Below are 22,676 nucleotides of genomic sequence, written 5' to 3'. Positions count from 1 at the left end.
CAATATTCCTCCCTTGGTCGAGAACTTTCCAAATTGGGCGACCAAAAGTCAATGGACAATTGAAAATTGGTTGACCTATTTCCTCAAACGTGGATTCCTTGGCCCAGATCGCGCCGTTCTGGGCGCAAAAGGTGTTGGGGAGGACTTCCATGCCGAAAACCGTTGCAAGGCCGGACTTTGCGTCCGGGCCGGGGCCCGTTCAGCGCGCCGTTGATGCGGTGCTGCGTGTCATCATCAGTGTCATCTTCGCCATTCTCGTCGTTTGCGTGGTCTGGCAGGTGGTCAGCCGCTACGTATTCGGCACGCCAAGCACTTTGACCGACGAGCTGGCGCGCTTCCTCTTCATGTGGTTGGCGCTGATCGGTGCAGCCTACACCTTGGGCCTGAAGCGCCATCTGGCCATCGATCTGCTGCCGCTCAGCCTTGAAGGAACAGCTGAACGAAATCTCCGCCTTGTGATCGTGGGCATGGTGGCCGCCTTTGCGGGGCTGGTGATGGTTTATGGCGGCGGCAAGCTACTGCTCGGTGTTCTCCAGACGGGTCAGCTTTCGCCGGTCCTGCGCATCCAGATGGGCTATGTCTACGGCGCCATCCCCTTCGCCGGGCTCGTGATGCTGTTCTACTGCGCGCTTTCGGTGCGCGACATTCTTTCGGGCCGCGACGTGGCGCCCGCAATGGGCGACTAGGAGGGTCAAGTGGAAGACTATATCAACGCGCTGGTTCTGTTCGGCTCCTTCGCATTCTTCATGGTTCTGGGCGTGCCGATCGCTTTCTCGATCGGTCTGGCCTCGGTCGTCACCTTCACGACCTTCATGACGTTCGACCAGTCCGTCTTCATCGTCGCGCAGCAGATCGCGTCAGGTCTCGACAGCTTCACGCTTCTGGCCATACCCTTCTTTATTCTGGCTGGTCACATCATGAACCGCGGCGGCATCGCAATGCGGCTCATCGATTTCGCGAAAGTCCTGGGTGGGCGACTCCCGGGCGCGCTGGCGCATTGCAACGTGCTTGCAAACATGATGTTCGGCTCGATCTCCGGCTCTGCCGTCGCCTCGGCGGCAGCCGTTGGCGGTGTCATGGCCCCGCTTCAGGAAAAGGAAGGCTATGACCGTTCCTTCTCCGCTGCCGTCAACATCGCGTCATGCCCGACCGGACTGCTGATCCCGCCGAGTGCGACCTTCATCGTTTACTCGCTGATCACCGGCGGCACCTCCATCGCAGCCCTTTTCGTTGCCGGTTATGTGCCAGGCATTCTGATGGGCCTGTCGCTCATGCTGGTAGCCGGCATCATCGCCAAGCGGCGCGGTTATCCTGTCGCCGAACGTTCCAGCTGGCGCGAGATCGTGGAGACCGGTTTGCGGGCATTGCCGCCGCTGGGGCTCATCGTGATCGTGATGGGCGGCATCATCGCGGGCATCTTCACCGCCACGGAAGCTTCGGCGATTGCCGTTGTCTACACGCTTTTCCTGGCGCTGGTCTGGTATCGCGAAATCTCGATCCGCGACCTGCCGTCGGTGCTTCTTGAAGCCGCGATCACCACCTCCATCGTGCTTCTGATGATCGGCGCTTCGATTGCAATGTCCAAGGCCATGGCCTTCGCAGACATTCCTTACATGATCTCGGATGCGCTGCTGGCGCTGTCGGAGAACCCGATCGTCATCCTGCTCATCATCAATCTGGCACTGCTGGTCATCGGCACCTTCATGGATATGACGCCCGCGCTCCTGATCTTCACGCCGATCTTCCTGCCGGTGGTGAAGGATCTGGGCATGGATCCGGTGCATTTCGGCGTGATGATGACGTTCAATCTGTGCATCGGCATCTGCACCCCGCCGGTCGGCTCGGCGCTCTTTGTCGGCTGTTCGGTTGGCAAGACATCGATCGCCTCCGTCCTGAAGCCACTGCTGCCGTTCTACGGCGTGCTCTTCGCGCTGCTTCTGGCCGTCACCTATATCCCGGCGCTCAGCCTGTGGCTGCCGCGTCTGCTCCTGAACTATTGAGCCGCATGACATGAAAACACTGAAGAACTGGTCGCTCCTCGAGCGGAGCAAAACCGGCGTGACGCTGCTGGTCGACGAGCGGCACCATTTCGTGGTGAACGTGCTGGAAGAAGCGCTGTTCAAGGTCTCGCTCAAGCGCAAGGGTGCATGGCGGCTCGACCGCACCTGGAGCATCGCACCGGATGGTGACGTGCCTTGGGAAGGGCGCAAGCGCGATGATCTGTCAGGCTTTTCCTGCCCGGCACTCACGCTGGAGGAAGGCGAGGGGCAGCTTGTCATCTCGACCCAAAGCCTGCGTTTGACCATCCGCAATCCGCTGGCTCTCGAATGGGAGGCGAGCGACGGCAATGGCGGCTGGAAGGCAATCGCGTCCGACCGGAGGACCAGCGCCTATATGGCCGGCGTCCGTGACAACAGGAATGCGCATTTCCTCAACTACCGCGCCGAGGACCTTGTCTATGGACTGGGTGAAAAGGCGGGTGATCTGAAGCGCAACGAGCGCCGCTTCGAGATGCGCAATCTCGACGCGATGGGCTATGACGCCTCAGGCACCGATCCGCTCTACAAGGTTCTGCCCTTCACCATCACGCGCACGCCGGATGCCGGCTCCTATGGGTTGTTCTATGACAATCTGGCGGGAAGCTGGTTCGATATCGGCAACGAGTATGACAACTATCACGGCCGTTTTCGCTCCTACCGCGCAAGCGACGGTGATCTCGATTTCTATTTCAGCTGGGCGCCGACGATTCTGGAGCTGGTCAAGCTGCAGAACTGGTTGACCGGCGGCACGATCTTCCCGCCGCGCTGGACGCTGGGCTATTCCGGCTCCACCATGCTCTACACGGATGCGGAAAACGCGCAGGAGCAGCTGGAAGGCTTTGTCGATCTGTGTGCGGAGCACCAGATCCCTTGCGACAGTTTCCAGATGTCATCCGGCTACACGGCCATTGGCGACAAGCGCTATGTGTTCAACTGGAACACGGATCGCGTTCCCGACCCCAAGGGGCTGTCGAAGCATTTCCGTGACGCCACGATGCATCTGGCTGCAAACATCAAGCCCTGCCTGCTGCAGGATCACCCGCTCTATGACGAGGTGGCGGAAAAGGGGCTGTTCATCAAGGACAGTGAAAAGGACGCGCCGGAGCGTTCCATCTTCTGGGATGATGAAGGTTCGCATCTCGACTTCACCAATCCGGCTACGGTCGATTGGTGGAAGGAGAATGTCACTTCCAAGCTGCTTGATCTGGGCATCGAGTGCACCTGGAACGACAACAACGAATATGAAGTCTGGGACGATGGCGCCCTGTGCCACGGCTTCGGCAAGCCGATCGAGATCGGCCTGATCCGTCCGCTCTTCTCCGTTCTCATGACGCGCGCCTCCTTCGAGGCGCAGATCGAGCACAAGCCGACCGAGCGGCCCTATCTCATCTGTCGCGCAGGCGCGCCGGGGCTGCAGCGCTATGCGCAAACCTGGTCTGGCGACAACTACACGTCCTGGAAGGCGCTGCGCTACAATATCCCGATGGGGCTCTCCATGAGCCTGGTCGGCTATTACAATATCGGCCACGATGTGGGGGGCTTTGCGGGTCCGCGGCCCGATCAGGAATTGTTCGTGCGCTGGGTGCAGAACGGCATCTTCCATCCGCGCTTCACGATCCACTCCTGGAATGACGACCGCACGGTCAACGAGCCATGGATGTTCCCGGAAGTCACGCCGCTCATCCGCGATGCGATCCGCTTCCGCTACCGGCTGCTACCCTATCTCTACACACTGCTGCATCAGGCGGTTTCGGAGCGCGAGCCGATCATTCGCCCGACTTTCCTCGACCACGAACATGATGCTCGCTGCTTCGAGGAGACGGCCGATTTCATGCTGGGCCGCGATCTTCTGGTGGCAAGCGTGGTGGAACCGGGCGCGAAGGAACGCCAAGTCTGGTTGCCGGACAATGGCAGTGGCTGGTGGAATTTCTGGACCGGCGAGTATTACGAGGGTGGGCAGGAAATCGCGGTGCCGGTGACGCTTGAAACCATGCCGCTTTTCGTGCGCGCGGGCAGCGTCATTCCGCTTGGTGATCCCGTCGATCGCGCCGATGTCGCTCATGACACCGCGCGCATGCTTGCCATCTTCCCGCACAAGGGATCAGGCGAGGCGACCAGCGTGGAATATGAGGATGACGGCATCAGCATTGATGCGCCGAAGAACGACTTCCGCCTGAGCATCTATCGCCTTGCATCGGGGACGGAGGAAATAAACCTCGACTGGTCGGCAAAGGGAAGCTTCACCCCGAACTACTCCGAAGTCACTTTCGTGCTTCCGGAAGGTGAAGAACGCCCGCTGAAGGTCAATGGCCAGAGCGTTCGCTCGGGCGAGACAGTGGGGAGAGTTTGATGACAAACATCATCCAGGAAAGCTGGTCTCATGACCGTTCAAACCTGAAGCCGCGCGTGCTGCATATCGGCTTCGGTGCCTTCTCCCGCGCGCATACGCTCCGATATCTCGATGATGCGCTGGACAAGAGCGGCGGTGACTTCGGTGCTGTGGTTGCGCGGTTGAATTCGGGTGCTGACGAATTGTCGGCTCTTGATGCGCAAGACCATCAATATCTCGTGGTTGAGGCCGATGACGACGAAATTCGCGCCCGCCGCATCGGTTGTGTGGTTGGCACCATCAATCCCGGCCGTGACGGTGTGGACGCGCTGCCGGATCTGATCGCTTCGAAGGATCTTTGTCTCGTCACGCTGACCATCACGGAAAAGGGCTATTGCCTGCGTAATGGAAAGCTGGATGCAGAGGCTCCTGCAATCAGCGCCGATCTGAAAAATGCTCAGACGCCGCGTTCGGCCATTGGCGTGCTTGTCGAAGGCCTGCGCCGCCGCCGCGAGGCGGGTGCGGGCGGTATCACGCTCATGGCTTGCGACAATCTGCCGGAGAATGGAACGGCACTGCGCGATGCCGTGATGGATTATGCCAGCCATCTCAACAGTGCTTTGGCAGACTGGATCGGCGAGAATGTCGCCTTCCCCTCGACCATGGTGGACCGCATCGTTCCAGCCCTCGATGAAGCGGGCAAGGAGCTGATCGCCGAGGCTTCCGGCAGCAGTGCCACGATCGGCATTGTCTGCGAACCGTTCCGCCAATGGGTGATCGAGGACAATTTCGCTGGCGAGCGACCGGACTTTGCTGCCGCCGGTGCCATGCTTGTCGACGATGTGCGCCCTTACGAGGAAATGAAGCTGCGCATGCTCAATGGCAGCCATTCCTTCCTGGCCTATCTGGGAGCGCTTGCCGGTCACGAGACCATCTCGGACTGCATGGGTGACGCGGTGTTCCGCAAGGCTGCCCGTACCCTGATGATGCAGGAACAAGCGCCGACGCTTTCGGTGCCGGGTGATGTCGATCTCGACGCCTATGCGAATGCGCTGATTGCGCGTTTTTCCAATTCGCGTCTTGGACACCGCACGCAACAGATCGCGACAGATGGCAGCCAAAAACTGCCGCAGCGCCTGCTTGCGCCGATTGCGAACCATCTGGAACGAGGAGAGCCATGGGCTCTCTCGGCACTGGGTGTCGCCGGATGGATGGCCTATCTCGGGGGCAAGAGCGAGAAGGGTGAAGCGCTGAAGCTTTCGGACCCGTTGGCCGAGCGCCTGGCGGAAATCGCCTCATGCAATGAAGGCGACGATCTTGTCGAAGCGCTCCTGAAACTGGACGCGATCTTCCCGCCGGCGCTTGTCGGCAACGAGGCGTTCATCGTCGGCATCAATGAGAGCTATCGCGCCATCACCGGGCAGGGCGTTCGAGAAGCGATTGCTCAGGCTTGCGCAAAATACGATACGGAAGAGGGGTAAGCGCTGATGCAGCCGTTTCTCGGACCGGATTTTCTTCTGAACAGCGATGCAGCCCAGAAGCTCTATCACGAGTATGCGGCTGATCTGCCAATCGTGGATTATCACAACCATCTGCCACCGCAGGAGATTGCCGAAGACCGTAAATGGGATAATATCGGCGAACTCTGGCTTGGACATGACCACTACAAGTGGCGGCTGATGCGCTGGGCGGGCTTCAGCGAGGACCGGATCACCGGTGAGGCAAGCTGGCGTCAGAAATTCGATGCCTTCGCGCAGACCATGCCGCAATGTGTTGGCAACCCGATGTTTCACTGGTCGCATCTGGAGCTGTGGCGCTATTTCGGCCTGGAAGGCACGGTGTTCTCGCCCGAAACGGCAGAGAAGTGCTGGGATGCTGCCAACGCACAGCTTGGTCGCCCCGAATTTTCCGCGCGCGGTCTGCTTGATCGGATGAATGTCGAGCTGGTCGGGACCACGGACGATCCAACAGACACGCTCGAACATCATGAGGCGATGCTTGATGCGGATCTGTCCTTCAAGGTGGTGCCCAGCTTCCGGCCCGACAAGGCCATCAAGATCGAGGCCGATGGTTTCGCTGCCTATCTTGAGAAGCTTTCCTCGGTCAGCGGTGTGAGCATCAACGGTTTCGAGGATCTGGTGGACGCGTTGGTGAAGCGTCTCGACCGCTTCGTCGAGCTCGGCTGCCGGGCAAGCGACCACGGGTTGGACATCCTGCGCGCAGGCAAGGAAACAACCGCATCGCGCCTCGATGCGATCCTCAAGAAGCGTCTTGGCGGCAGTGCGCTTGAGGAAGACGAGATTGCGGATTTCCAGAATGCGATGCTTGTGGAGCTTGGCCGCGCCTATGCTTCGCGTGACCTTGTCATGCAGCTTCACATCGGCCCGTTGCGCAACACGCGCACGCGTCTCTTCGATGCGCTTGGGCCGGATACCGGCGGCGACAGCATGAATGATCTGGCCATTGCCGGAGCACTTAATGCGCTGCTCGACCGGCTGGATCGCACCGACGAACTGCCGCGTACCATCCTCTACTGCCTCGACCCGACAAAGAACGCGATGCTTGCCGCTACGGCCGGCAATTTCCAGGACGGATCGGTGCCCGGCAAGGTGCAGGCGGGTGCTGCATGGTGGTTCAACGATCAGCTTGATGGCATGGAGCATCAGCTGACGCAGCTGGCGCAGATGGGATTGCTTTCGCGTTTCGTCGGCATGCTGACCGACAGCCGCTCATTCCTCTCCTTCCCGCGCCACGAATATTACCGGCGGCTCGTCTGCCGCATGGTGGGCGGCTGGATGGAAGAGGGTGCGATGCCACCTGACTACGATCTCGCTGGCGGGCTGATCGAGGACATTTGCTACCGCAATGCGAAGCGGTGGTTTCTCTAGTTTCTGATTGCGTGCTCCACGAGGAGCGGAAGTTGCGAGGATTATATGCGACAGACGTGGCGGTGGTTCGGACCGAATGATCTGGTCTCGATCGACGATATGCTGCAGGCGGGCGTCGAAGGTGTTGTCTCGGCACTCCATCATGTGCCGACCGGCGAGGTCTGGACGCCCGAAGAGATTGCGAGGCGTCAGCGGGAGATCGCCACACGCGGCGATGGCTCCCCATCCGGCCTGACCTGGGACGTGGTGGAAAGCCTGCCCGTTTCCGAGGCGATCAAGAAGCAAAAGGGCGAGTGGCGCCAGCATATCGAGAACTACAAGGTGAGCATGCGCCACCTTGCCGATGCCGGTATCGAGATCATCTGCTACAATTTCATGCCGATCCTCGACTGGACGCGCACCGACCTTGCCTACCGCGTGGCGCATGGCGGCACCTGCATGCGTTTCGATGCGGTGGATTTTGCCGCTTTCGACATTCACATTTTGCAGCGCGACGGTGCGGCGGAGGATTTCTCGGACACGATCTGCGAAGAGGCGGACAAGCGTTTTGCGGAGATGAGTGACGCGCGCAAGCAGGAGCTGACGCGCAATGTCGCCTTTGGTCTGCCGGGCTCGACCGAGAGCCTGACTCTTGATGATCTCAGGGCGCATCTGGCCGAATATGGCCGCATTCCGCCTGAGCAGCTGCGCGCCAACTTCATCGCCTTTCTTGAAGAGGTCGCGCCTCTTGCAGAGGAACTGGGCCTGCGGCTTTGCTGCCATCCCGATGATCCGCCGTTTTCGCTTCTGGGATTGCCGCGCATCATGTCGACCGAGGCCGATTACAAGGCGATCATGGATGCGGTGGACATTCCTGCCAATGGCATCACGCTATGCTCCGGCTCGCTCGGAGCGCGCCCGGACAATGACCTGCCGGGCATGATGCGCCGTCTGGGTGATCGGGTACACTTCCTGCATCTGCGCAATGTGCAGCGGGAAAGCGACGAGGTCGTCGGGTCCTTCCACGAGGCCGAGCATCTTGGCGGCGGCACCGACATGGTGAACCTGATCGCCGCCGTTCTGGAAGAGGAAGCCCGCCGTCGCAAGGCGGGGCGCAAGGATGCCTCCATTCCCTTCCGGCCGGATCATGGCCAGGACATTCTGGACGACCTGAAGCGCCGTGCGCAGCCGGGTTATCCTGCGATCGGTCGGCTGAAAGGGCTCGCCGAACTGCGCGGCATTATCACCGCCTTGGAGCATCCGGCGTTCGGGTTGAGCCGCGGGGGCTGATCCCCCGCGATTATCATTTCCCGGCGGCGACCGGCTCCATGGATGGCAGGCGGTCGGCCAGCCGATGCTCGGCCTCATGCTGGCTGAGGAATACTTCGCCGGTCAGGTCTTCAAGCAGGCTGGAGCGCTTCAGCCGGTCCATTACCGGACCCTTTACCTCCGACAGATGCAGGCAGATGCCTGCATCCGACAGCCTGTGATTGATCTCCTCAAGGCTTTCGAGCGCAGAGGCATCGATCTCGTTCACCGCCGAGCACTGAAGAATGACATGCTTCAGCGCGGGCTTCTCGGCGACGAGGGCTGCGACGCGATCTTCAAGATAACGGCTGTTGGCGAAGTAGAGGCTTTCATCCACCCGCAGTGACAGGATGTGCGGGAAGGTGCGCACATCATGACGCTCCACATTGCGGAAATGCTCGGTGCCCGGCACCTGACCGACCACGGCCATATGCGGCTTCGAGGTGCGGTAGAGGTGTAGGAGGATCGACAGGCCCACGCCAAGCATGATGCCGATTTCTACGCCAAGGAAGAGCGTTCCGAGAATGGTCGCAGCCATTGCTATGAAGTCTGCCTTTGAGTAGCGCCATACGCGCATCACCGCACCAAGATCCACCAGGGAAAGAACCGCAACGATGATTGTTGCCGCCAGCGTCGCCCGCGGGAGGCCGGCGAGCAGCGGGGTCAGAAACATGGTCGCAAGCGCGATGCCGATCGCCGTATAGGCACCTGCTGCGGGTGTTTCGGCACCAGCGTCGAAATTGACGACAGAACGTGCGAAGCCACCTGTCACCGGATAGCCCGAGGACAGCGAGGAGGCTATGTTCGACGCGCCAAGGCCGATCAGTTCCTGATCCGGATCAATCCGCTGGCGCCTGCGTGATGCAAGTGTTTGCGCCACGGAGACCGACTCGACGAAGCCGATGATCGAGATGAGGAAGGCGGGTCCGGCCAGTTGCATGACCAGATCGATGTCGAGACTCGGCAAGGCGGGGACGGGAAGTCCGGCAGGGATGTCGCCGACAAGCTTCACCCCGGCTTCTCCCAGATTGAAGATTTCGGTGGCAAGGATTGTGGCAGCAATCGCCAGGACCGGCCCCGCTTTCGTGATGATGTCTGCGGGACGGCTCGCCAGGCCGAGGTTCAGGAGCAGCGATTTCAGGCGCAGGCGGGCGAAGTAGAGGAAGGCAATAACAGCCAGGCCGATGATCAGCGTTGGCATGTTGCTTTCACCCAGATTCTCACCAATCCCCGAGAGGATTTCAGGCAAGGTATGGCCGTCGGCCTCCACACCGATGACATGCTTCAGTTGGCTTGTGGCGATCAGCAAACCTGACGCCGTGATAAAGCCTGAGATCACGGGGTGGCTCAGGAAATTCGCGATGAAGCCCAGGCGCATGAAACCCATGGCCAGCAGCATCGCACCCGAAAGAAACGCAAGCAGCATGGCCGCTGCCAGATAATCGGCGCTGCCTTCTGCAGCAATGTTGCCGACCGCGGTCGCCGTCATGAGCGACACGACGGCAACTGGACCGACTGCCAGCGTGCGGCTGGTGCCGAAAATGGCATATGCGACCAGCGGCAGTATCGAGGCGTAGAGACCGACCTCTGGCGGCAGACCTGCAATCATTGCATAGGCAAGAGATTGCGGAATGAGCATGATTGTAACGATAACTGCCGCGACCATGTCATTGGTCAACGTGGCGCGACCATAGCTCTGCGCCCAGTCAAGGATCGGCAGATATTGTCTAAGGCGCTGCATTTTCTGGCTCCAGGGACCTTCAGGTGCTGCTGCGCGCCGTGCGAGCCTGACCAAGCATGCGGGCAGCCCACATGCCCAGGAACATCGCCGGGACGAATGCGAGGGTGCCTGCGGCGGCAAGAGGCAGGGCAGTCAGCGCGGGCCCGGGGCAGAAGCCGCCCAGACCCCAACCAATGCCGAAGAGCGCCGGGCCAATCACAAGCGGGCTGTCGATATCGTTGCGGGTCGGAAGCTGGAAACGATCAGCCGCGATAGGCGCGGGCCGCTTGAGAACCACCTTGAAGCCTATGAAAGCGACAAGCACTGCGCCACCCATGACAAAGGCCAGGGAAGGATCCCAGGTGCCGAACAGGTCGAGGAAGTTCAGAACCTTTGCAGGATTGGACATCCCGGAAATAACGAGGCCAACACCAAAGAGCAGTCCCAGCGCAAGGTTGATGAAAAATGACATGACGCTCACGCTCCAATGATGTGACGAGTGATGAAGACGGTGACGATGGCAGCGGCCATGAAAATGACGGTTGCCACAAAGGAGCGCTTGGACAGGCGCGACAGGCCGCAAACGCCATGTCCGGATGTACAACCATTGCCCCAGACAGAGCCGAAGCCCACCAGGAGACCTGCAGTCACCATGAGGGGCAGGCTGGACGACACCGTCTGTTCAACCGTGTTGCCGGAGAACAGGATATAGGCCAGCGGAGCTGCGATCAGTCCGATCACGAAGCCCAGCCGCGAAGTCGGCATGCCGTCTGAATAAGGGGGCAAAATTCTGGAGGCGATGCCGGAGATGCCCGCTATGCGGCCTTCCCACAACATCAGGAGGACGGCCGACAGGCCGATCATCATGCCGCCAATCGTGGAGGCCAAGGGGGTGAACTCAGTCATTTTCTGCTCTTTCTGCCTGTTGTGGCGTTTCACAGAACATCTTGTGGAGTTGGGTAATGAAATCGGCCACCCGTCCATCTGCGAGACGGTAGTAGACGTGCTTGGATTGTTTGCGGCCGACCAGGAAACCGGCTTCCCGCAGGGATGCGATCTGTTGCGAGAGCCCGGGCTGGCGAAGGCCGAGCGCGTCTTCCAGATCGCGAACCGACCTTTCGCCCTCCACGAGCGCGCACAGGATCATGAGGCGCGACGGATGGGTGAAGCTCTTGAGGAAGCCTGCTGCAGCTTCCGCATTCTTGAGCATGTCAGTCACTTCCGCCGAAAAATCCTGCGTCATTCAGTTCAATCCCACGCAGCACCCTCGAGCGCGTCGAGGGGGAATTTCAGATACCGCTTGCCGTTGGCCTCGGGCTCGGGCAAGCGCCCGCCATTCATGTTCACCTGCAGCGCGTGCAAGATCAGCTTGGGCATGGGCAGCGTCTGATCGCGCTCCTCACGCACCTTGATGAATTCCTCGCGCGTCTGGCATTTGGCCATATGCTTGTTCTCACGCTTCTGCTCGGCCACCGTGGATTCCCACTTTGGCTCACGGCCGCCGGGCTGATAGTCGTGGCCGGTGAAAATGCGCGTTTCGTCGGGCAGGGACAGGATCTCCTGGATCGAATCCCAAAGGCGGGAGGCGCTGCCGCCGGGAAAATCGGCGCGGGCCGTTCCGGAATCGGGCATGAAGAGCGTGTCATGCACGAAGGCTGCATCGCCAATCACATAGGTGATCGAGGCAAGCGTGTGGCCGGGTGAGAAGAGAACCTTGGCCTCTATATTGCCGACCTTGAATGTCTCACCTTCCGCGAACAGCTTGTCCCACTGGGAGCCGTCGGCGGGGAAGTCTGGCCAGTTGTAGATACCCTTCCAGAGCTTCTGGACCTCGACGACCTTCTCACCGATGGCGGTCGGCGCGCCCGTCCTTTCCTTCAGATAGCGGGCCGAGGAAAAGTGGTCAGCGTGGGGGTGCGTGTCCAGGATCCACTCCACTTCGAGACCTTCTTCCTCGATATAGGCGAGGATGTTGTCCGCGTGACGGGTCGCCGTTGCGCCCGACTTCTCGTCGAAATCGAGGACAGGGTCGATGATCGCGCAGCGCTTCGTCTCGGGGTCGGAAGCGACATACTGCACCGACGAGGTACGGTCGTCATAGAATGCTTTGACGATCGGCTTCGCACTCATTTCACTTCTCCAATGCTTAGATAATTCAGGAATAGCCGTGGCTTTGGAGCCACTTGGTTGCTCCGGTCAGATCAACACCCAGCCGCTCGCCGAGCTCTTTAACCTCGGTGTGCGACATCCTCCCGTCCATCACCTCGCCAATGGCGTAGAGCGTGGCCGAACGGGTGCCGGTCTTGCAGTGGGCGATCACCGGACCGTCGCTATCATTGAGGACTTTCTGGAAGTCGCGGACCTGATCCTCGCTGATCTGGCCGGGAACAATCGGAATATGGGTATAGTTGAGACCATGGGCCTCGGCTTCGAGCCGGTTGGTTGCAGCAGCAGGCTGGCCAGGCTCTTCCCCATCGGGTCTGTTGTTGACGATCCCGGCAAAGCCCTTCTCCTTGAGGGCAGCAATGGCACCGGTCTCGATCTGGGGCGAAATCCAGAGGCGGTCACTTATCTGTTTCATCGCTCTATTCAGCCTTTCCTGTAATTCGTTGCTTACGTATGAATGATATAAACTTTTTGCAAGTGTTATTGTTCCATCTCTCTCGAAAGCCTTGAAGCCAAGGCCGGAAGAGCACCCGGAGCCAAGGTAAACACTCGTTAACTTCTGAAGCGGAGAATCCCTGCCTGACCATCAATGGGGGCAGGCCATGCTGTCGCGAAGAGACTTCCTTGCAGGGGCAACAGCCGCCCTTGCTACGACCCTACCTGTTCATCTCGGCCATGCAGCGAATGCCGGGACGGGGCTTAATGAGGTCGCGCGACGCAGCGGGCGCATTTTCGGGGCGGCGGTTCGTATGGACCAGGTTGCGGCGGAGCCACGACTTGCCGACGCAATCGCCAGCCAGTGCGGGATGCTCACCCCGGAAATTCATCTGAAGTGGAACTCCATCGAATATCGAAAGGGGCAGGTCTGGTATCAGCCGGTTGATGCGCTCGTGAAGCATGCCCGGCGTCAGGGCCAGATGATTTACGGACATACGCTTATTTGGGAGCAAGGAACGCCGGATTGGGCCCTTCATCACCTTCACCATGAGAAGGACTGGGACTTCATCGCGGCTCACTTTGAGCGGTTGCTCAAACGATATCGCGCTGACATCCCCGTCTGGGATGTGGTCAATGAGCCGATTGACACGCAGAATGGCTCCAACGGGCTCCGGCGCAACACGTTTCAGCGTATTTTCGGCTCCGGATATATCGAGCAGGCGCTGCACACCGCGCGCCATTTTGCACCTGAAGCCAAGCTGATGCTGAACGACTACAGCTTCGAGTATGACAACTACGTCGAGGCGGATCGGCGCCGCGCGTTTCTTAAGCTACTCGAGAAGCTCAAGGCGAAGGGTGTGCCTCTCGATGGCGTGGGTATCCAGGCGCATCTTGATTTGGGCAAGGGCCCGCTTCGCCATCAGACCATCGCGCCATTCCTGCAAGCGATCGCGGACATGGGGCTCGAGATCTATATCACCGAGCTTGATGTGAAGGAGCGCGACTATCGCGCGACAGCGGCAATTCGGGACCAGCGCGTGGCCGATGAGGTGGCGCGATATCTCGACATCGCGCTGGACCAGCGCGCGGTGAAAGGTGTGACGACCTGGGGCCTCTCCGACAAGCATTCTTGGCTGAAAGTCGAGCGTGGTGATCGTGTTGACCGCCGCCGCTACGGCAACCCCGCGCCCAACAGGGGCTTGCCCTATGATGTCAGCATGAAGCCGAAGCTGATGTACAAGGCGCTGGAACGCAGCCTTGGCGGCAGCCTCAGCTAGGTTCACACGACAAGGCGGCTTTTTCGCAGTTCGGCCAGACTTTCTGCTGCCCGGTCGACGGGTTTGCGCGCTTGCGTCACCCATTCGATCAATTCGCTCATGCCAGTCTCGAAATCGCGTTTCGGTGCAAAGCCGAAATCGCGCTCGATCTGCGAAATGTCGGCAAAGCAGTGGCGGATATCGCCCACCCGATATTGCTGAAGGATCTCGGGGGCGATGTTCTTGCCCAGCAGCCGCGCGAGCAGACGGGCGATCTCGTTTACCGTGACGGCCTTGCCGCTCCCGACATTATAGGCGCCGGAGCGCGGGTCTTCCGTGTCCAGTACCGTTGCGAAAGCGTCTGCCACGTCATGGACATGAACGAAATCGCGCCTTTGTTCTCCATCTTCGAAGACCAGTGGAGGCTGATCGTTGAGGAGCCTCGAAATGAATATGGCCGCAACGCCGGTATAGGGATTGGAAAGAGCCTGTCGCGAGCCGTAGGCGTTGAAGAGCCTCAAGGCCACCACCGGTATGTCGAGTGCAGCTCCCACGGCGAGGAACATTTCCTCATGATCGCGTTTGTTGATGGCATAGATGGAGCCGGGCGCGAGCGGCTTGTCCTCTGCGGTGGGCACGGGCGTGAGCGGTTTGCCTTGTGCGTGAAGTTCCCACTGATGTGCCTCCAACTGGGAACGCGTGCGCATGGGCGCGGCGACGCGCTTGTCTTTATCGTCCACATATTCGCCTTCACCATAGATGGACATGGACGAGGCCACGGCGATGCGCCGTATCTTGTGGCGGCCGCGCGACAGGACTTCCAGAATGCTTGCGGCAGCCAGCGTGTTGTTGCGGGTGTAGTCCACGATGTTGGTCATGGACTGGCCCACACCGACGGATGCCGCGAGATGCGCCAGATGGGTTATGCCCTTGAGGCTTGCCTCGAACACCCCGTCATCAAGCACGTTGCCCCTGATGCGCCTGGCCTTGGGGTTCAGATAGATAGGCCACCCTTCGGCATCCAGTTCCGCGTCGCCATGAACTTGAGGCAGAAGGCAATCAAGCACGGTGACGCGAAAGCCGCGTTCAAGAAGCCGATCGACAAGGTGGGAGCCGATGAAACCGGCACCTCCTGTCACGAGCACATGCCCCTTAGACATTAAGAGAACTCCTCTGGAGGGCTTCGGCGGATGTGGAGGTGGCAGGCTTGCCCAGCGCGGTGCTGGCGGCCCTGCCGGCTCCGCCCCAATGGCGCGCTGCGCGGACAAGGCGACTGTTGGAATCCGTCTTCTCAGTGCGCTCCCACACAAGGCCTTCGTCGCGAAGATACATTCGCAGGCCGATCGCGAGCGGGATGAGCCAGATCACCCACCATGCCAGAATGAAGAGGGGGTTGATGCGCAGCATGTAGTAGACGCGAGGTCCCGTCTTGTTCAGGACGAGCCCGGTTCGATGCCATGTGCGCACATAGATGACGGTCAGCGAGATGATGAACGCTGAAAGATTGACCGCGACCAGCGGCATCAGAAATTCGGGCACGACAGGATCGCCTGACAACCACCGCCACAACGCCCAAGCGCCGATCGGCAGACCCACCGCGTTGAGCCACAGCGAGAGGCAGGGAAGGAAATTCAGCCATGCCTTGAAGCGGTCGATCGGCTTCATGCCCATGTCGCGCAGAGGGGTCGTCAGGCTCTGGAAGAAGCCTGCCACCCAACGTTTGCGCTGGGTGATGCCGCGCGCGAAGCTGTTCGGCACTTCCTCGATAAGCGACCCGTTGATGATCCCAAGCTTGCGGCCGTTGACCCAGAAACGCATTCCGACTTCGGGATCCTCGATGGTCAGCCAGGGATGAAAGCCGCCAAGCGCAATGAGGTCTGATGCGCGGAAGAACAGACCTTTGCCCAAGACCCAAAAAGGCTGCTTTCCATCAGCGGAGAGGTGCGGGTATTTCAGTCCGTCCCAAGTCATGTGGTCGAAGGCGTGCCAGCTTGCCGACAGGCTTTCGTTCAGATTTCCGGCGACATTCTGAGCCTGCAGAACATCATAGTCCCGGATCCCGATGGCGGCGGCCAGAAAGTGATCGCGCGGCGGGCAGCTGTCGGCATCGATATAGTTGACGAGGAAGTCTTCCTCGCTGCCCATGTCCTGGGGGAGGTTGTAGAAGGCGTATATGAGCTGACGCGTCTTCTTGGGCGGCAGGGCTCGATTGCCTGCGCGTTTTCCCTTGTGCCACCAATAGGCTTTCGGATTCTGGTTCCACGCCTTCCATACGCAGTTCCACGATGGATGCGTCGTTGGGGGCACCGTCATTACCTGCACGAAGGGGTATTCCCGTTGAAGCCGGCGCAAGGCCTGGATGGTCTCCTTGTCGTCCCGGTTGGGGATCGCGACGATCCTGAAGCGCGAACGGGGGTAATCAAGCAGGGAAAGCGAGTGGAAGGTCGTGCGCATCGTCTCTTCCAGTTCGCGCAGTACCGGGTAGAACAAGACGATGTAGGGGAATTCGGTGGTGGCGTTTTTCGCCTCAAGACTCGTGTCGACCCAATTCACCGGCCGTGAGAAATGGTAGGCGTCCACCAGGAATGTGGCGAAATAGGCCGTTTGGGCAAAGATGAACAGGCCAAGTAGGGTGAAGTCGATGACGGGCATGACATCACCTATTGCGGTTGGGCAAGCTGCTGACGCTTGCTGCCGTTCAAGACGCTGACAGGTGCGAAGGCGACCTGCGCAACGGGGCGACGCAGGGTTGTCGCCCGCAGGGTGACCGGCCGGTGTGGCGGTATCCCCAGTCCCACCGTTCTGAAGCCGCAACGCGCCAGTTTCGCGTGATCCAGTGCGTTACGAAGATCCACCATCAGCGGTGTGCGCATTGCTGCTGCCAGTCGCGCGAAATCGAGTTTCAGAAAAGACTTCCACTCGGTCGCCAATACCACGCAGTCAGCGTTCTTGGCGCACTGGTACGGATCCTTTTCCCGCTCTATCGCACTGGTAAGTTCCGGCTCCTCCAGTCGTGCTTCGGGGTCGCATGCTGAAATGAGGGCACCCTGCGACAGCAGGCTTGCGATAAGGGCCGTGGCGGGTGAATCCCGCGTGTCGCTGGTGTCGGGTTTGAAGGAAAGGCCAAGCACTGCGATGTGCCTCCCCCGGAGATCGCCCCCCAGTGCGCTGGCGACCTTGGCGCCCATTGCCTTCTTTCGTCTTTCGTTGCTGGCTATCGCTTCTTCAACAAGTGAAAGCGCAACACCGTACTTACGCGCGGTTGAAGCCAGTGCACGCGTGTCCTTGGGGAAGCAGGAGCCACCGTAACCGGGACCAGGCCTCAGAAAATCCGGTCCAATACGGCGGTCATGGCCGATGCCTTGCGCCACTTCACGTACATCTACCTGCGTGGCGTCGCACAGATCGGCTATCTCGTTGATGAAGGTGATCTTGAGGGCGAGGAAGGCATTGGCCGCATATTTGATGATTTCGGCAGCCGTACGTGCCGTGTTCACGAGTGGCGAGCCCTGCTCGGTCAGCGGGTGATACAGTCGGCGCAGTGCGAGGCTGGCGCAGTGTTCGTTTGCACCAACGACAATGCGGTCGGGCTTCAGGAAGTCATCGATGGCGCTGCCTTCGCGCAGAAATTCGGGGTTGGAGGCGACCGCGACAGCAAGATCCGGCCGCAAGCGTTGGATAAGGTCTTCCAGCGCATCGCCAGTGCCGGGCGGGACAGTCGACTTCGTCACGACCAGAACCTTTCCGACTGCCTTTTGCGCGATCTCCCGTCCGACGGCGAAAATGCCGGAAAGATCGGCATCCTCTCCATTGGCGGCAGGTGGAGTGCCGACGGCAATGAGCACGAGATCGACCGCCGAGGTGAGGGCTGGCATCTGATGCGCGAACGCCAGATGTCCGTTCTGCAGGCCCTCCCGTATCAGCTCTGTCAGCCCTGGCTCGAAGATTGGGCAGTGGCCCTTCTTCAGCGCCTCGATCCGATCCCGGTCCAGATCGATGCACAGGGCGTGATGGCCAAGACGTGCCAGACAGGCACCACTCACAAGACCGACATAACCACATCCGACGATCACGATATTCATGAGAATGCGTTCCCCTGTTTATTGAAAGGCTTGCAGTTCTGCTGCCGAGCGCATTGCCGTCTTGCGCGGGGCTGGCATCTCCAGGCGTTGGCGGAATTCAGCGATGGTCTTCAGCAATCCAGCGGTGAGGGGCGTTGTGGGCGCCCAGCCCAGGATGGCTTTTGCGCGCGAAATGTCCGGGCGCCTGCGCTTGGGATCGTCCTGCGGCAAGGGCTGATGGACGATATTCGAGTGCGACTGCGTGGCAGCGAGCACGAGTTGCGCCAGTTCAGCCACCTTGAATTCTTCCGGATTTCCCAGATTGACCGGATTGGCGCCTGCAGTGCGACTTGCCGCCAGGCGCAAGAGGCCCTCGACGAGATCATCGACATAGCAGAAGGAGCGAGTCTGACTGCCATCGCCATAAACGGTGAGGGGCTCACCCTTCAGCGCCTGGATGACAAAATTCGAGACGACGCGGCCGTCATCGAATTGCATGTGGGGGCCATAGGTGTTGAAGATGCGCGCAAGCCGAACCGTCACGCCATATCTGGCGCCGTAGTCACGCAGCAATGTCTCCGCAAAGCGTTTGCCTTCATCGTAACAGGAGCGTGGCCCGCAGGTGTTCACGTTCCCCCAATAGGTTTCCGGCTGCGGATGGACCTGCGGGTCTCCATAGATTTCCGACGTCGAGGCGTGGAGAATAGTTGCGCCGTCGCGGTGGGCGCGCTCCAGAAGATTATAAACCCCGCGCGAACAGGTTAGCGCGGTGTAGACCGGGTCTCGCTGATAGTGAATCGGCGATGCAGGACAAGCCAGATTGAAGATGTATTCGAAAGCAGGAAGTGCAGGGGGGAGCGCGTCGTTGATGTCGTGGTGGACAAAGGTGAAGCCGGGTAGCTCCTCCAGTTTACCGATATTCGCGTGTCTACCTGTATCCAGATTGTCCAGGCAAGTGACACGGGCGCCTTCAATCAGCAATCTGCGACACATATGCGAGCCGATGAAGCCTGCGCCGCCAGTGACGCAGACCGACCTTTTATGAAAAGGTGATCTGGCAGCATTTGAAGGAGTGGGGGTGGGGATGTGCATTGACGGGCTCCATCGCACGCTGCCAGATCACGGGAGGGCTCAGCCTCCCGCTGCGGGGATATGAGGTTGGACAGTGAGGCGGCTCGTACGGCCGTCAGGGGATGGCCAACCGCCCGCAGGTGGTTGTGCAACTGCGCGCTGGTTCTGGCGGTAGACGGGAAGGAAGCCCGCCTGGTAATCCACCTTTACCGGTTTTGCGTCCGCTTCCAGTTGCAGATTGCGTGAGAAGACCTTCGCGCCGTTCACGGTGATGGAACGGATGAAGATGTTGCGGTCACGGCCCCAGGCTTCCTCCTTGAAGCGATCATTCGTCAGATGGACGGTGATGGGCGCGTTGCGCTGGAAATCCCTGTTGGGAACCATGAACTCGAAGGTCTCGAGATATTCATCCGGATCCGGGCTGAAGAAGAGACGGCCTTCGGAAACGGTGTCGATGCCGTTCGTCAGCGTGCCGCTTCCAACCAGCTGATCTCCGAAGCGAATTTCAAATTCCGGCTGACCTTCAAACGCCTCGCCTGCGATCTGGACGGTGACGCGGGTGCCGGCCGAGTCAGCGGTAGCGCCGGACAGCTGTATTGCTGCGAAACAGGCGGTAGCCGCGATGCTGAGAAACGTCTTCATGACCGTACCCTCACTAAATAAGAACGTGAAGTATTCGGCAGTTGCTTGGAGGTTGAAAGTATGGATTTGAGGCTAGGCCGGGCTAAGCTGGAACTAGTTCTTCAGGTGTATTTGCACGCTTACGTCCAGCATCTATCCTGCGCCTGATCAACATTTCAAAAAAACAGGATCACGGGGTGGAACGGTGAGACGACGCCGCTTCTTGCAGGGTATTGCTGCTGCCACTTTTCAGCCCGCACTCAGCGCCTGCATGCGGTCTGCCCGTGAAGAGGAACAGGTCGAGGACGAGGAGCCTGAAGGTATCGCGCTCCAACTTGCCGCGGGCTCCATCAACCGGATGTACGGCTCTGCTTTCAGCGAAATGATGCTGAATGCCAGTTCCCGGGCGCGTGCGATGACGCTGACGCAATGCGCATCCATCACACCTGAATGGTCGCTGAAGTGGGACCGGTTGGCGCCCAGCGCAAATTCGACGGATTTTACGGCTGCAGACGCGATTGCCAATTTTGCCCGCACCCACGGAAAGCGTATGCGCGGGCACACACTGCTCTGGCACCAGGGCGTGCCGACCTGGGCGGGTGAGCAGTTGCAGAACACGCGCGAATGGGATGTCGTGCGCTCATATTTCAACGCCGTCATGCCGCGCTATGGCGATATCGTTGACGAATGGGACGTCGTTAACGAGGCAATAGAGATCGGGCACCGACCGGATGGCTTGCGTCACAACCAGTTCATGGAGGCGTTCGGACCGGAATACATCGATTGGGCGTTTTGGACGGCGCGGGATGCAGCGCCGCAGGCGCGCCTTTATCTCAACGAGTATGGTCTTGAATATTTTTCCGCTGAAGAGGGCGCGCGCCGCCTTAACCTTCTGCGGCTTCTCGAGCGTTTGAAAAGCCGCGGCGTTCCAATTGACGGGGTAGGGCTTCAGGCGCATCTGGATCTGCGAAAGGGGAAAGTTTATCGCGAAGGCATCTATGGATTGCTGCGCGACATCACGAATATGGAACTGGGCATTTCCGTAACCGAGCTGGATGTGAGAGAGGCGGACAGCGGCGGCTCACTTGAAGCGAGAGATCGGGCTGTCGCAGACGAGGTCCGCCGCTATATGGACATCGTGTTGCAGTTTCCCAATGTGGGGTCGGTGACCACCTGGGGGCTTAGCGACCGCTATTCCTGGCTTCGCTACAAGGATGGTGGGCGGCGGGACAACCGGGGCCTGCCCTATGACGACAAGTGGAGGCGCAAGCCGATGCGCTCGGCACTTGAAGCTGCCTTTCTTGGGCAGCAGTCTACGACCTGAGGGGGGAGTGCTGTCCTCCGTGGGACAGACGCATGTAGAGCTGGCGGGTATCGCTTGAGCTTCGCACGCCGAATTCGTTCAGCAACTGGCGTTCGCAACGTTCGTAGAGTTGTTGCACGCGCAGAAGGTCCCCGTTTCCCGCTGCTTCTTCCATGAGTACCTGGAAGGCGCGCTCATTACATGGATCGACCGTCAGCATCTTTCGAGCGCAGTTCGTGCGCAGCTCGGTCGAGATTTTGTTGTCGTCCAGGGCACGGGCAAGCTGAGCCATAAGTTGGCCGCGGAGCCGACTGCGTTGCTCCTGCATCCAGTCCTCGAATTCCGCACTGGAAGCGCTGATGTCTGCAAGCAAGTCCCCGCCATATGTGCTGCAAAGCGTTGCGAGCGAAGCCTCGTCGTATGTGTCAGAGGCTGCAAGAAAATTTCGTAAATCCCAGTCCACCCGATCCGGGACAAGAAAAACCAGCGAGAAGTTCATCTCGACAAGCTTGAACCCGCAATTGGCTTGTAGCCGCCTGATACGAACAAGGCTCTGGCGCAGATTTGCGTTTGCACTCTCGGACTGTGCCTCGGGCCACAAGAGGCCGCTGATGCGCTGGCGCGGTGCTATCGGCGTGTCTCCGGCCAGCAGGAGATAGGATGCTATGCGGTAGAAATTTGAAGGGACATTGCCCACGACCTTCTTTTCGCTGCTCAGGCTGCAAACGCCGAGCATGCTCAATGTTACCAATGGGCCTGGTGGCGCGTTCGCGCTTCCGTTTTCCATCTGCCCCTCCTCCTCCTCCCGGTTGATCGGCCACCGGTCCACCGGAAGTCATTACATTGCAATCTTCCGCTCCTCGAGAAAGCTCAGGATCTCCCGGTTGATCTCGACCACCTCCCTGACGGTCGTCTCGATGCGCCGGAGTTCCATCTCGTCCAGCATCTCCATCTTCCCGTAGCGCAGCGTATCATTGAAATCTGCGATGCGCATAAGCTGCGTTGCTTCGATCTCACCATGCTCGTCGAAGGAATATATGCAGTGATTGTACTTGTTCCTCACTTTTGCTGCCGCCTTCATGCGGTTCATCAGCGGGGCAAGTATCTTGCGCGTGTCAGCTTGGGTGCTGTCGAGCTTCAGAAGACGCTCCACCAGGTCCATGCGTGCGCGGGATGTGTTGAGCGTGAGGAAGGTTACGACCGCGACATCCTTCTTTCCTCCCATGAAGAGGGACAGGATGTAGATGAGCAGGCTCTCAGTGTTCGTCCATACATAGTTTAGCCGGCCGATCAGCAGTAAGATTTCCTCGTTGCGCATGACATCACCGCGCAAACCGGTCCTCCCTGTCCTCGGCTTTCAGATTGTGCCGTGGGCGGGGGGCGTCATAGCGGAACATGGCGGCTGCCTGTGTGCTGTCCGTCGTCAGAGGTTTTGAGCAGTTCGGCGGCCTGATCTAGTGGAGGCTCTGGCTCATCAGGGTTTTCATCTTAAGCGGC

At 59.7% G+C, this 22,676-nt stretch carries 21 protein-coding genes; 8 read left to right on the top strand and 13 right to left on the bottom strand.

Annotated features, from left to right (window positions below):
* The first annotated feature begins 149 nt into the window (after nucleotides 1–149).
* The 6 genes from WA367_RS14110 to uxuA are packed head-to-tail and all read left to right on the top strand — an operon-like array spanning nucleotide 150 to nucleotide 8,525.
* On the top strand, nucleotides 150–686 hold the full coding sequence (locus WA367_RS14110) for a TRAP transporter small permease (protein ID WP_336057417.1): 537 nt from the start codon (nucleotides 150–152) through the stop codon (nucleotides 684–686).
* A gap of 9 nt (nucleotides 687–695) precedes the next feature.
* A complete protein-coding gene (locus WA367_RS14105) occupies nucleotides 696–2,000 on the top strand; it encodes a TRAP transporter large permease (RefSeq protein ID WP_336057416.1) in 1,305 nt (434 codons plus the stop codon).
* 10 nt (nucleotides 2,001–2,010) lie between these two features.
* Nucleotides 2,011–4,389, top strand: a complete 2,379-nt coding sequence (locus tag WA367_RS14100) for a glycoside hydrolase family 31 protein (protein WP_336057415.1) — start codon at nucleotides 2,011–2,013, stop codon at nucleotides 4,387–4,389.
* Nucleotides 4,389–5,849 (top strand): mannitol dehydrogenase family protein, encoded by a 1,461-nt coding sequence (locus WA367_RS14095; RefSeq protein WP_336057414.1) that lies wholly within the window; start codon nucleotides 4,389–4,391, stop codon nucleotides 5,847–5,849. The genes WA367_RS14100 and WA367_RS14095 overlap by 1 nt, the downstream gene beginning before the upstream one ends.
* 6 nt (nucleotides 5,850–5,855) lie before the next feature.
* Nucleotides 5,856–7,256, top strand: a complete 1,401-nt coding sequence (uxaC, locus tag WA367_RS14090) for a glucuronate isomerase (RefSeq protein ID WP_336057413.1) — start codon at nucleotides 5,856–5,858, stop codon at nucleotides 7,254–7,256.
* Between the two features lie 45 nt (nucleotides 7,257–7,301).
* Nucleotides 7,302–8,525, top strand: coding sequence for a mannonate dehydratase (gene uxuA / locus WA367_RS14085; RefSeq protein ID WP_336057412.1), 1,224 nt, complete (start codon nucleotides 7,302–7,304; stop codon nucleotides 8,523–8,525).
* A gap of 13 nt (nucleotides 8,526–8,538) precedes the next feature.
* Here uxuA and WA367_RS14080 read toward each other — a convergent pair whose 3' ends face one another.
* Genes WA367_RS14080 through WA367_RS14055 form a run of 6 tightly spaced genes read right to left on the bottom strand, consistent with a single transcriptional unit; the run spans nucleotide 8,539 to nucleotide 12,844 of the window.
* Entirely contained in the window at nucleotides 8,539–10,284 is a 1,746-nt protein-coding gene (locus WA367_RS14080) for a SulP family inorganic anion transporter (RefSeq protein ID WP_336057411.1), read from the bottom strand.
* 19 nt (nucleotides 10,285–10,303) lie between these two features.
* Nucleotides 10,304–10,735 carry a DUF6691 family protein gene (locus WA367_RS14075; RefSeq protein ID WP_336057410.1) on the bottom strand — a complete coding sequence of 144 codons (432 nt, stop codon included), beginning with the start codon at nucleotides 10,733–10,735 and terminating at the stop codon, nucleotides 10,304–10,306.
* 5 nt (nucleotides 10,736–10,740) lie between these two features.
* Nucleotides 10,741–11,169, bottom strand: a complete 429-nt coding sequence (locus WA367_RS14070) for a YeeE/YedE family protein (protein ID WP_336057409.1) — start codon at nucleotides 11,167–11,169, stop codon at nucleotides 10,741–10,743.
* A complete protein-coding gene (locus tag WA367_RS14065; protein ID WP_336057408.1) occupies nucleotides 11,162–11,506 on the bottom strand; it encodes an ArsR/SmtB family transcription factor in 345 nt (114 codons plus the stop codon). The genes WA367_RS14070 and WA367_RS14065 overlap by 8 nt, the downstream gene beginning before the upstream one ends.
* Before the next feature lie 5 nt (nucleotides 11,507–11,511).
* Nucleotides 11,512–12,393, bottom strand: a complete 882-nt coding sequence (locus WA367_RS14060; protein ID WP_336057407.1) for an MBL fold metallo-hydrolase — start codon at nucleotides 12,391–12,393, stop codon at nucleotides 11,512–11,514.
* 25 nt (nucleotides 12,394–12,418) lie between these two features.
* Nucleotides 12,419–12,844, bottom strand: coding sequence for a TIGR01244 family sulfur transferase (locus tag WA367_RS14055; protein WP_336057406.1), 426 nt, complete (start codon nucleotides 12,842–12,844; stop codon nucleotides 12,419–12,421).
* A gap of 187 nt (nucleotides 12,845–13,031) precedes the next feature.
* Here WA367_RS14055 and WA367_RS14050 point away from each other — a divergent pair, with 187 nt between their 5' ends.
* Nucleotides 13,032–14,144 carry an endo-1,4-beta-xylanase gene (locus tag WA367_RS14050; protein WP_336057405.1) on the top strand — a complete coding sequence of 371 codons (1,113 nt, stop codon included), beginning with the start codon at nucleotides 13,032–13,034 and terminating at the stop codon, nucleotides 14,142–14,144.
* Between the two features lie 2 nt (nucleotides 14,145–14,146).
* Here the strand turns inward: WA367_RS14050 and WA367_RS14045 are convergent, their stop codons facing one another.
* From WA367_RS14045 to WA367_RS14025, 5 genes are read right to left on the bottom strand one after another with little or no spacing between them, the layout of a single operon-like run.
* A complete protein-coding gene (locus tag WA367_RS14045; RefSeq protein WP_336057404.1) occupies nucleotides 14,147–15,283 on the bottom strand; it encodes an NAD-dependent epimerase/dehydratase family protein in 1,137 nt (378 codons plus the stop codon).
* Nucleotides 15,276–16,775, bottom strand: coding sequence for a glycosyltransferase family 2 protein (locus WA367_RS14040; protein ID WP_336057402.1), 1,500 nt, complete (start codon nucleotides 16,773–16,775; stop codon nucleotides 15,276–15,278). The genes WA367_RS14045 and WA367_RS14040 overlap by 8 nt, the downstream gene beginning before the upstream one ends.
* A gap of 8 nt (nucleotides 16,776–16,783) precedes the next feature.
* On the bottom strand, nucleotides 16,784–18,205 hold the full coding sequence (locus WA367_RS14035) for a UDP-glucose dehydrogenase family protein (RefSeq protein WP_336057401.1): 1,422 nt from the start codon (nucleotides 18,203–18,205) through the stop codon (nucleotides 16,784–16,786).
* An 18-nt stretch (nucleotides 18,206–18,223) separates the two neighbouring features.
* Nucleotides 18,224–19,276 (bottom strand): UDP-glucuronic acid decarboxylase family protein, encoded by a 1,053-nt coding sequence (locus WA367_RS14030; RefSeq protein ID WP_336057400.1) that lies wholly within the window; start codon nucleotides 19,274–19,276, stop codon nucleotides 18,224–18,226.
* A 39-nt stretch (nucleotides 19,277–19,315) separates the two neighbouring features.
* Nucleotides 19,316–19,897, bottom strand: coding sequence for a carbohydrate-binding domain-containing protein (locus WA367_RS14025; protein WP_336057399.1), 582 nt, complete (start codon nucleotides 19,895–19,897; stop codon nucleotides 19,316–19,318).
* Nucleotides 19,898–20,081: 184 nt separating this feature from the next.
* On the opposite strand from WA367_RS14025, the gene WA367_RS14020 reads away from it, so the two are divergent.
* Complete coding sequence (locus WA367_RS14020) at nucleotides 20,082–21,200, top strand: endo-1,4-beta-xylanase (RefSeq protein ID WP_336057398.1); 1,119 nt, start codon at nucleotides 20,082–20,084, stop codon at nucleotides 21,198–21,200.
* On the opposite strand, the gene WA367_RS14015 is transcribed toward WA367_RS14020, so the two are convergent.
* Entirely contained in the window at nucleotides 21,190–21,966 is a 777-nt protein-coding gene (locus tag WA367_RS14015) for an AfsR/SARP family transcriptional regulator (protein WP_336057397.1), read from the bottom strand. The two genes, WA367_RS14020 and WA367_RS14015, sit on opposite strands and share 11 nt — an antisense overlap.
* Nucleotides 21,967–22,017: 51 nt before the next feature.
* A complete protein-coding gene (locus WA367_RS14010; RefSeq protein ID WP_336057651.1) occupies nucleotides 22,018–22,497 on the bottom strand; it encodes a hypothetical protein in 480 nt (159 codons plus the stop codon).
* Between the last annotated feature and the right edge of the window lie 179 nt (nucleotides 22,498–22,676).

This window comes from Nitratireductor sp. CH_MIT9313-5, assembly GCF_037029545.1.
Taxonomy (GTDB): domain Bacteria; phylum Pseudomonadota; class Alphaproteobacteria; order Rhizobiales; family Rhizobiaceae; genus Chelativorans.
This window is presented reverse-complemented; position numbering and strand designations above follow the sequence as displayed.

Excerpts from the sequence above, each read along its gene's own strand:
- WA367_RS14110 (WP_336057417.1), top strand. The coding sequence starts at position 150 with ATGCCGAAAACCGTTGCAAGGCCGGACTTTGCGTCCGGGCCGGGGCCC.
- WA367_RS14100 (WP_336057415.1), top strand. The coding sequence starts at position 2,011 with ATGAAAACACTGAAGAACTGGTCGCTCCTCGAGCGGAGCAAAACCGGC.
- WA367_RS14095 (WP_336057414.1), top strand. The coding sequence starts at position 4,389 with ATGACAAACATCATCCAGGAAAGCTGGTCTCATGACCGTTCAAACCTG.
- uxaC (WP_336057413.1), top strand. The coding sequence starts at position 5,856 with ATGCAGCCGTTTCTCGGACCGGATTTTCTTCTGAACAGCGATGCAGCC.
- uxuA (WP_336057412.1), top strand. The coding sequence starts at position 7,302 with ATGCGACAGACGTGGCGGTGGTTCGGACCGAATGATCTGGTCTCGATC.
- WA367_RS14080 (WP_336057411.1), bottom strand. The coding sequence starts at position 10,284 with ATGCAGCGCCTTAGACAATATCTGCCGATCCTTGACTGGGCGCAGAGC.
- WA367_RS14075 (WP_336057410.1), bottom strand. The coding sequence starts at position 10,735 with ATGTCATTTTTCATCAACCTTGCGCTGGGACTGCTCTTTGGTGTTGGC.
- WA367_RS14070 (WP_336057409.1), bottom strand. The coding sequence starts at position 11,169 with ATGACTGAGTTCACCCCCTTGGCCTCCACGATTGGCGGCATGATGATC.
- WA367_RS14065 (WP_336057408.1), bottom strand. The coding sequence starts at position 11,506 with ATGACGCAGGATTTTTCGGCGGAAGTGACTGACATGCTCAAGAATGCG.
- WA367_RS14060 (WP_336057407.1), bottom strand. The coding sequence starts at position 12,393 with ATGAGTGCGAAGCCGATCGTCAAAGCATTCTATGACGACCGTACCTCG.
- WA367_RS14055 (WP_336057406.1), bottom strand. The coding sequence starts at position 12,844 with ATGAAACAGATAAGTGACCGCCTCTGGATTTCGCCCCAGATCGAGACC.
- WA367_RS14050 (WP_336057405.1), top strand. The coding sequence starts at position 13,032 with ATGCTGTCGCGAAGAGACTTCCTTGCAGGGGCAACAGCCGCCCTTGCT.
- WA367_RS14045 (WP_336057404.1), bottom strand. The coding sequence starts at position 15,283 with ATGTCTAAGGGGCATGTGCTCGTGACAGGAGGTGCCGGTTTCATCGGC.
- WA367_RS14040 (WP_336057402.1), bottom strand. The coding sequence starts at position 16,775 with ATGCCCGTCATCGACTTCACCCTACTTGGCCTGTTCATCTTTGCCCAA.
- WA367_RS14035 (WP_336057401.1), bottom strand. The coding sequence starts at position 18,205 with ATGAATATCGTGATCGTCGGATGTGGTTATGTCGGTCTTGTGAGTGGT.
- WA367_RS14030 (WP_336057400.1), bottom strand. The coding sequence starts at position 19,276 with ATGCACATCCCCACCCCCACTCCTTCAAATGCTGCCAGATCACCTTTT.
- WA367_RS14025 (WP_336057399.1), bottom strand. The coding sequence starts at position 19,897 with ATGAAGACGTTTCTCAGCATCGCGGCTACCGCCTGTTTCGCAGCAATA.
- WA367_RS14015 (WP_336057397.1), bottom strand. The coding sequence starts at position 21,966 with ATGGAAAACGGAAGCGCGAACGCGCCACCAGGCCCATTGGTAACATTG.
- WA367_RS14010 (WP_336057651.1), bottom strand. The coding sequence starts at position 22,497 with ATGCGCAACGAGGAAATCTTACTGCTGATCGGCCGGCTAAACTATGTA.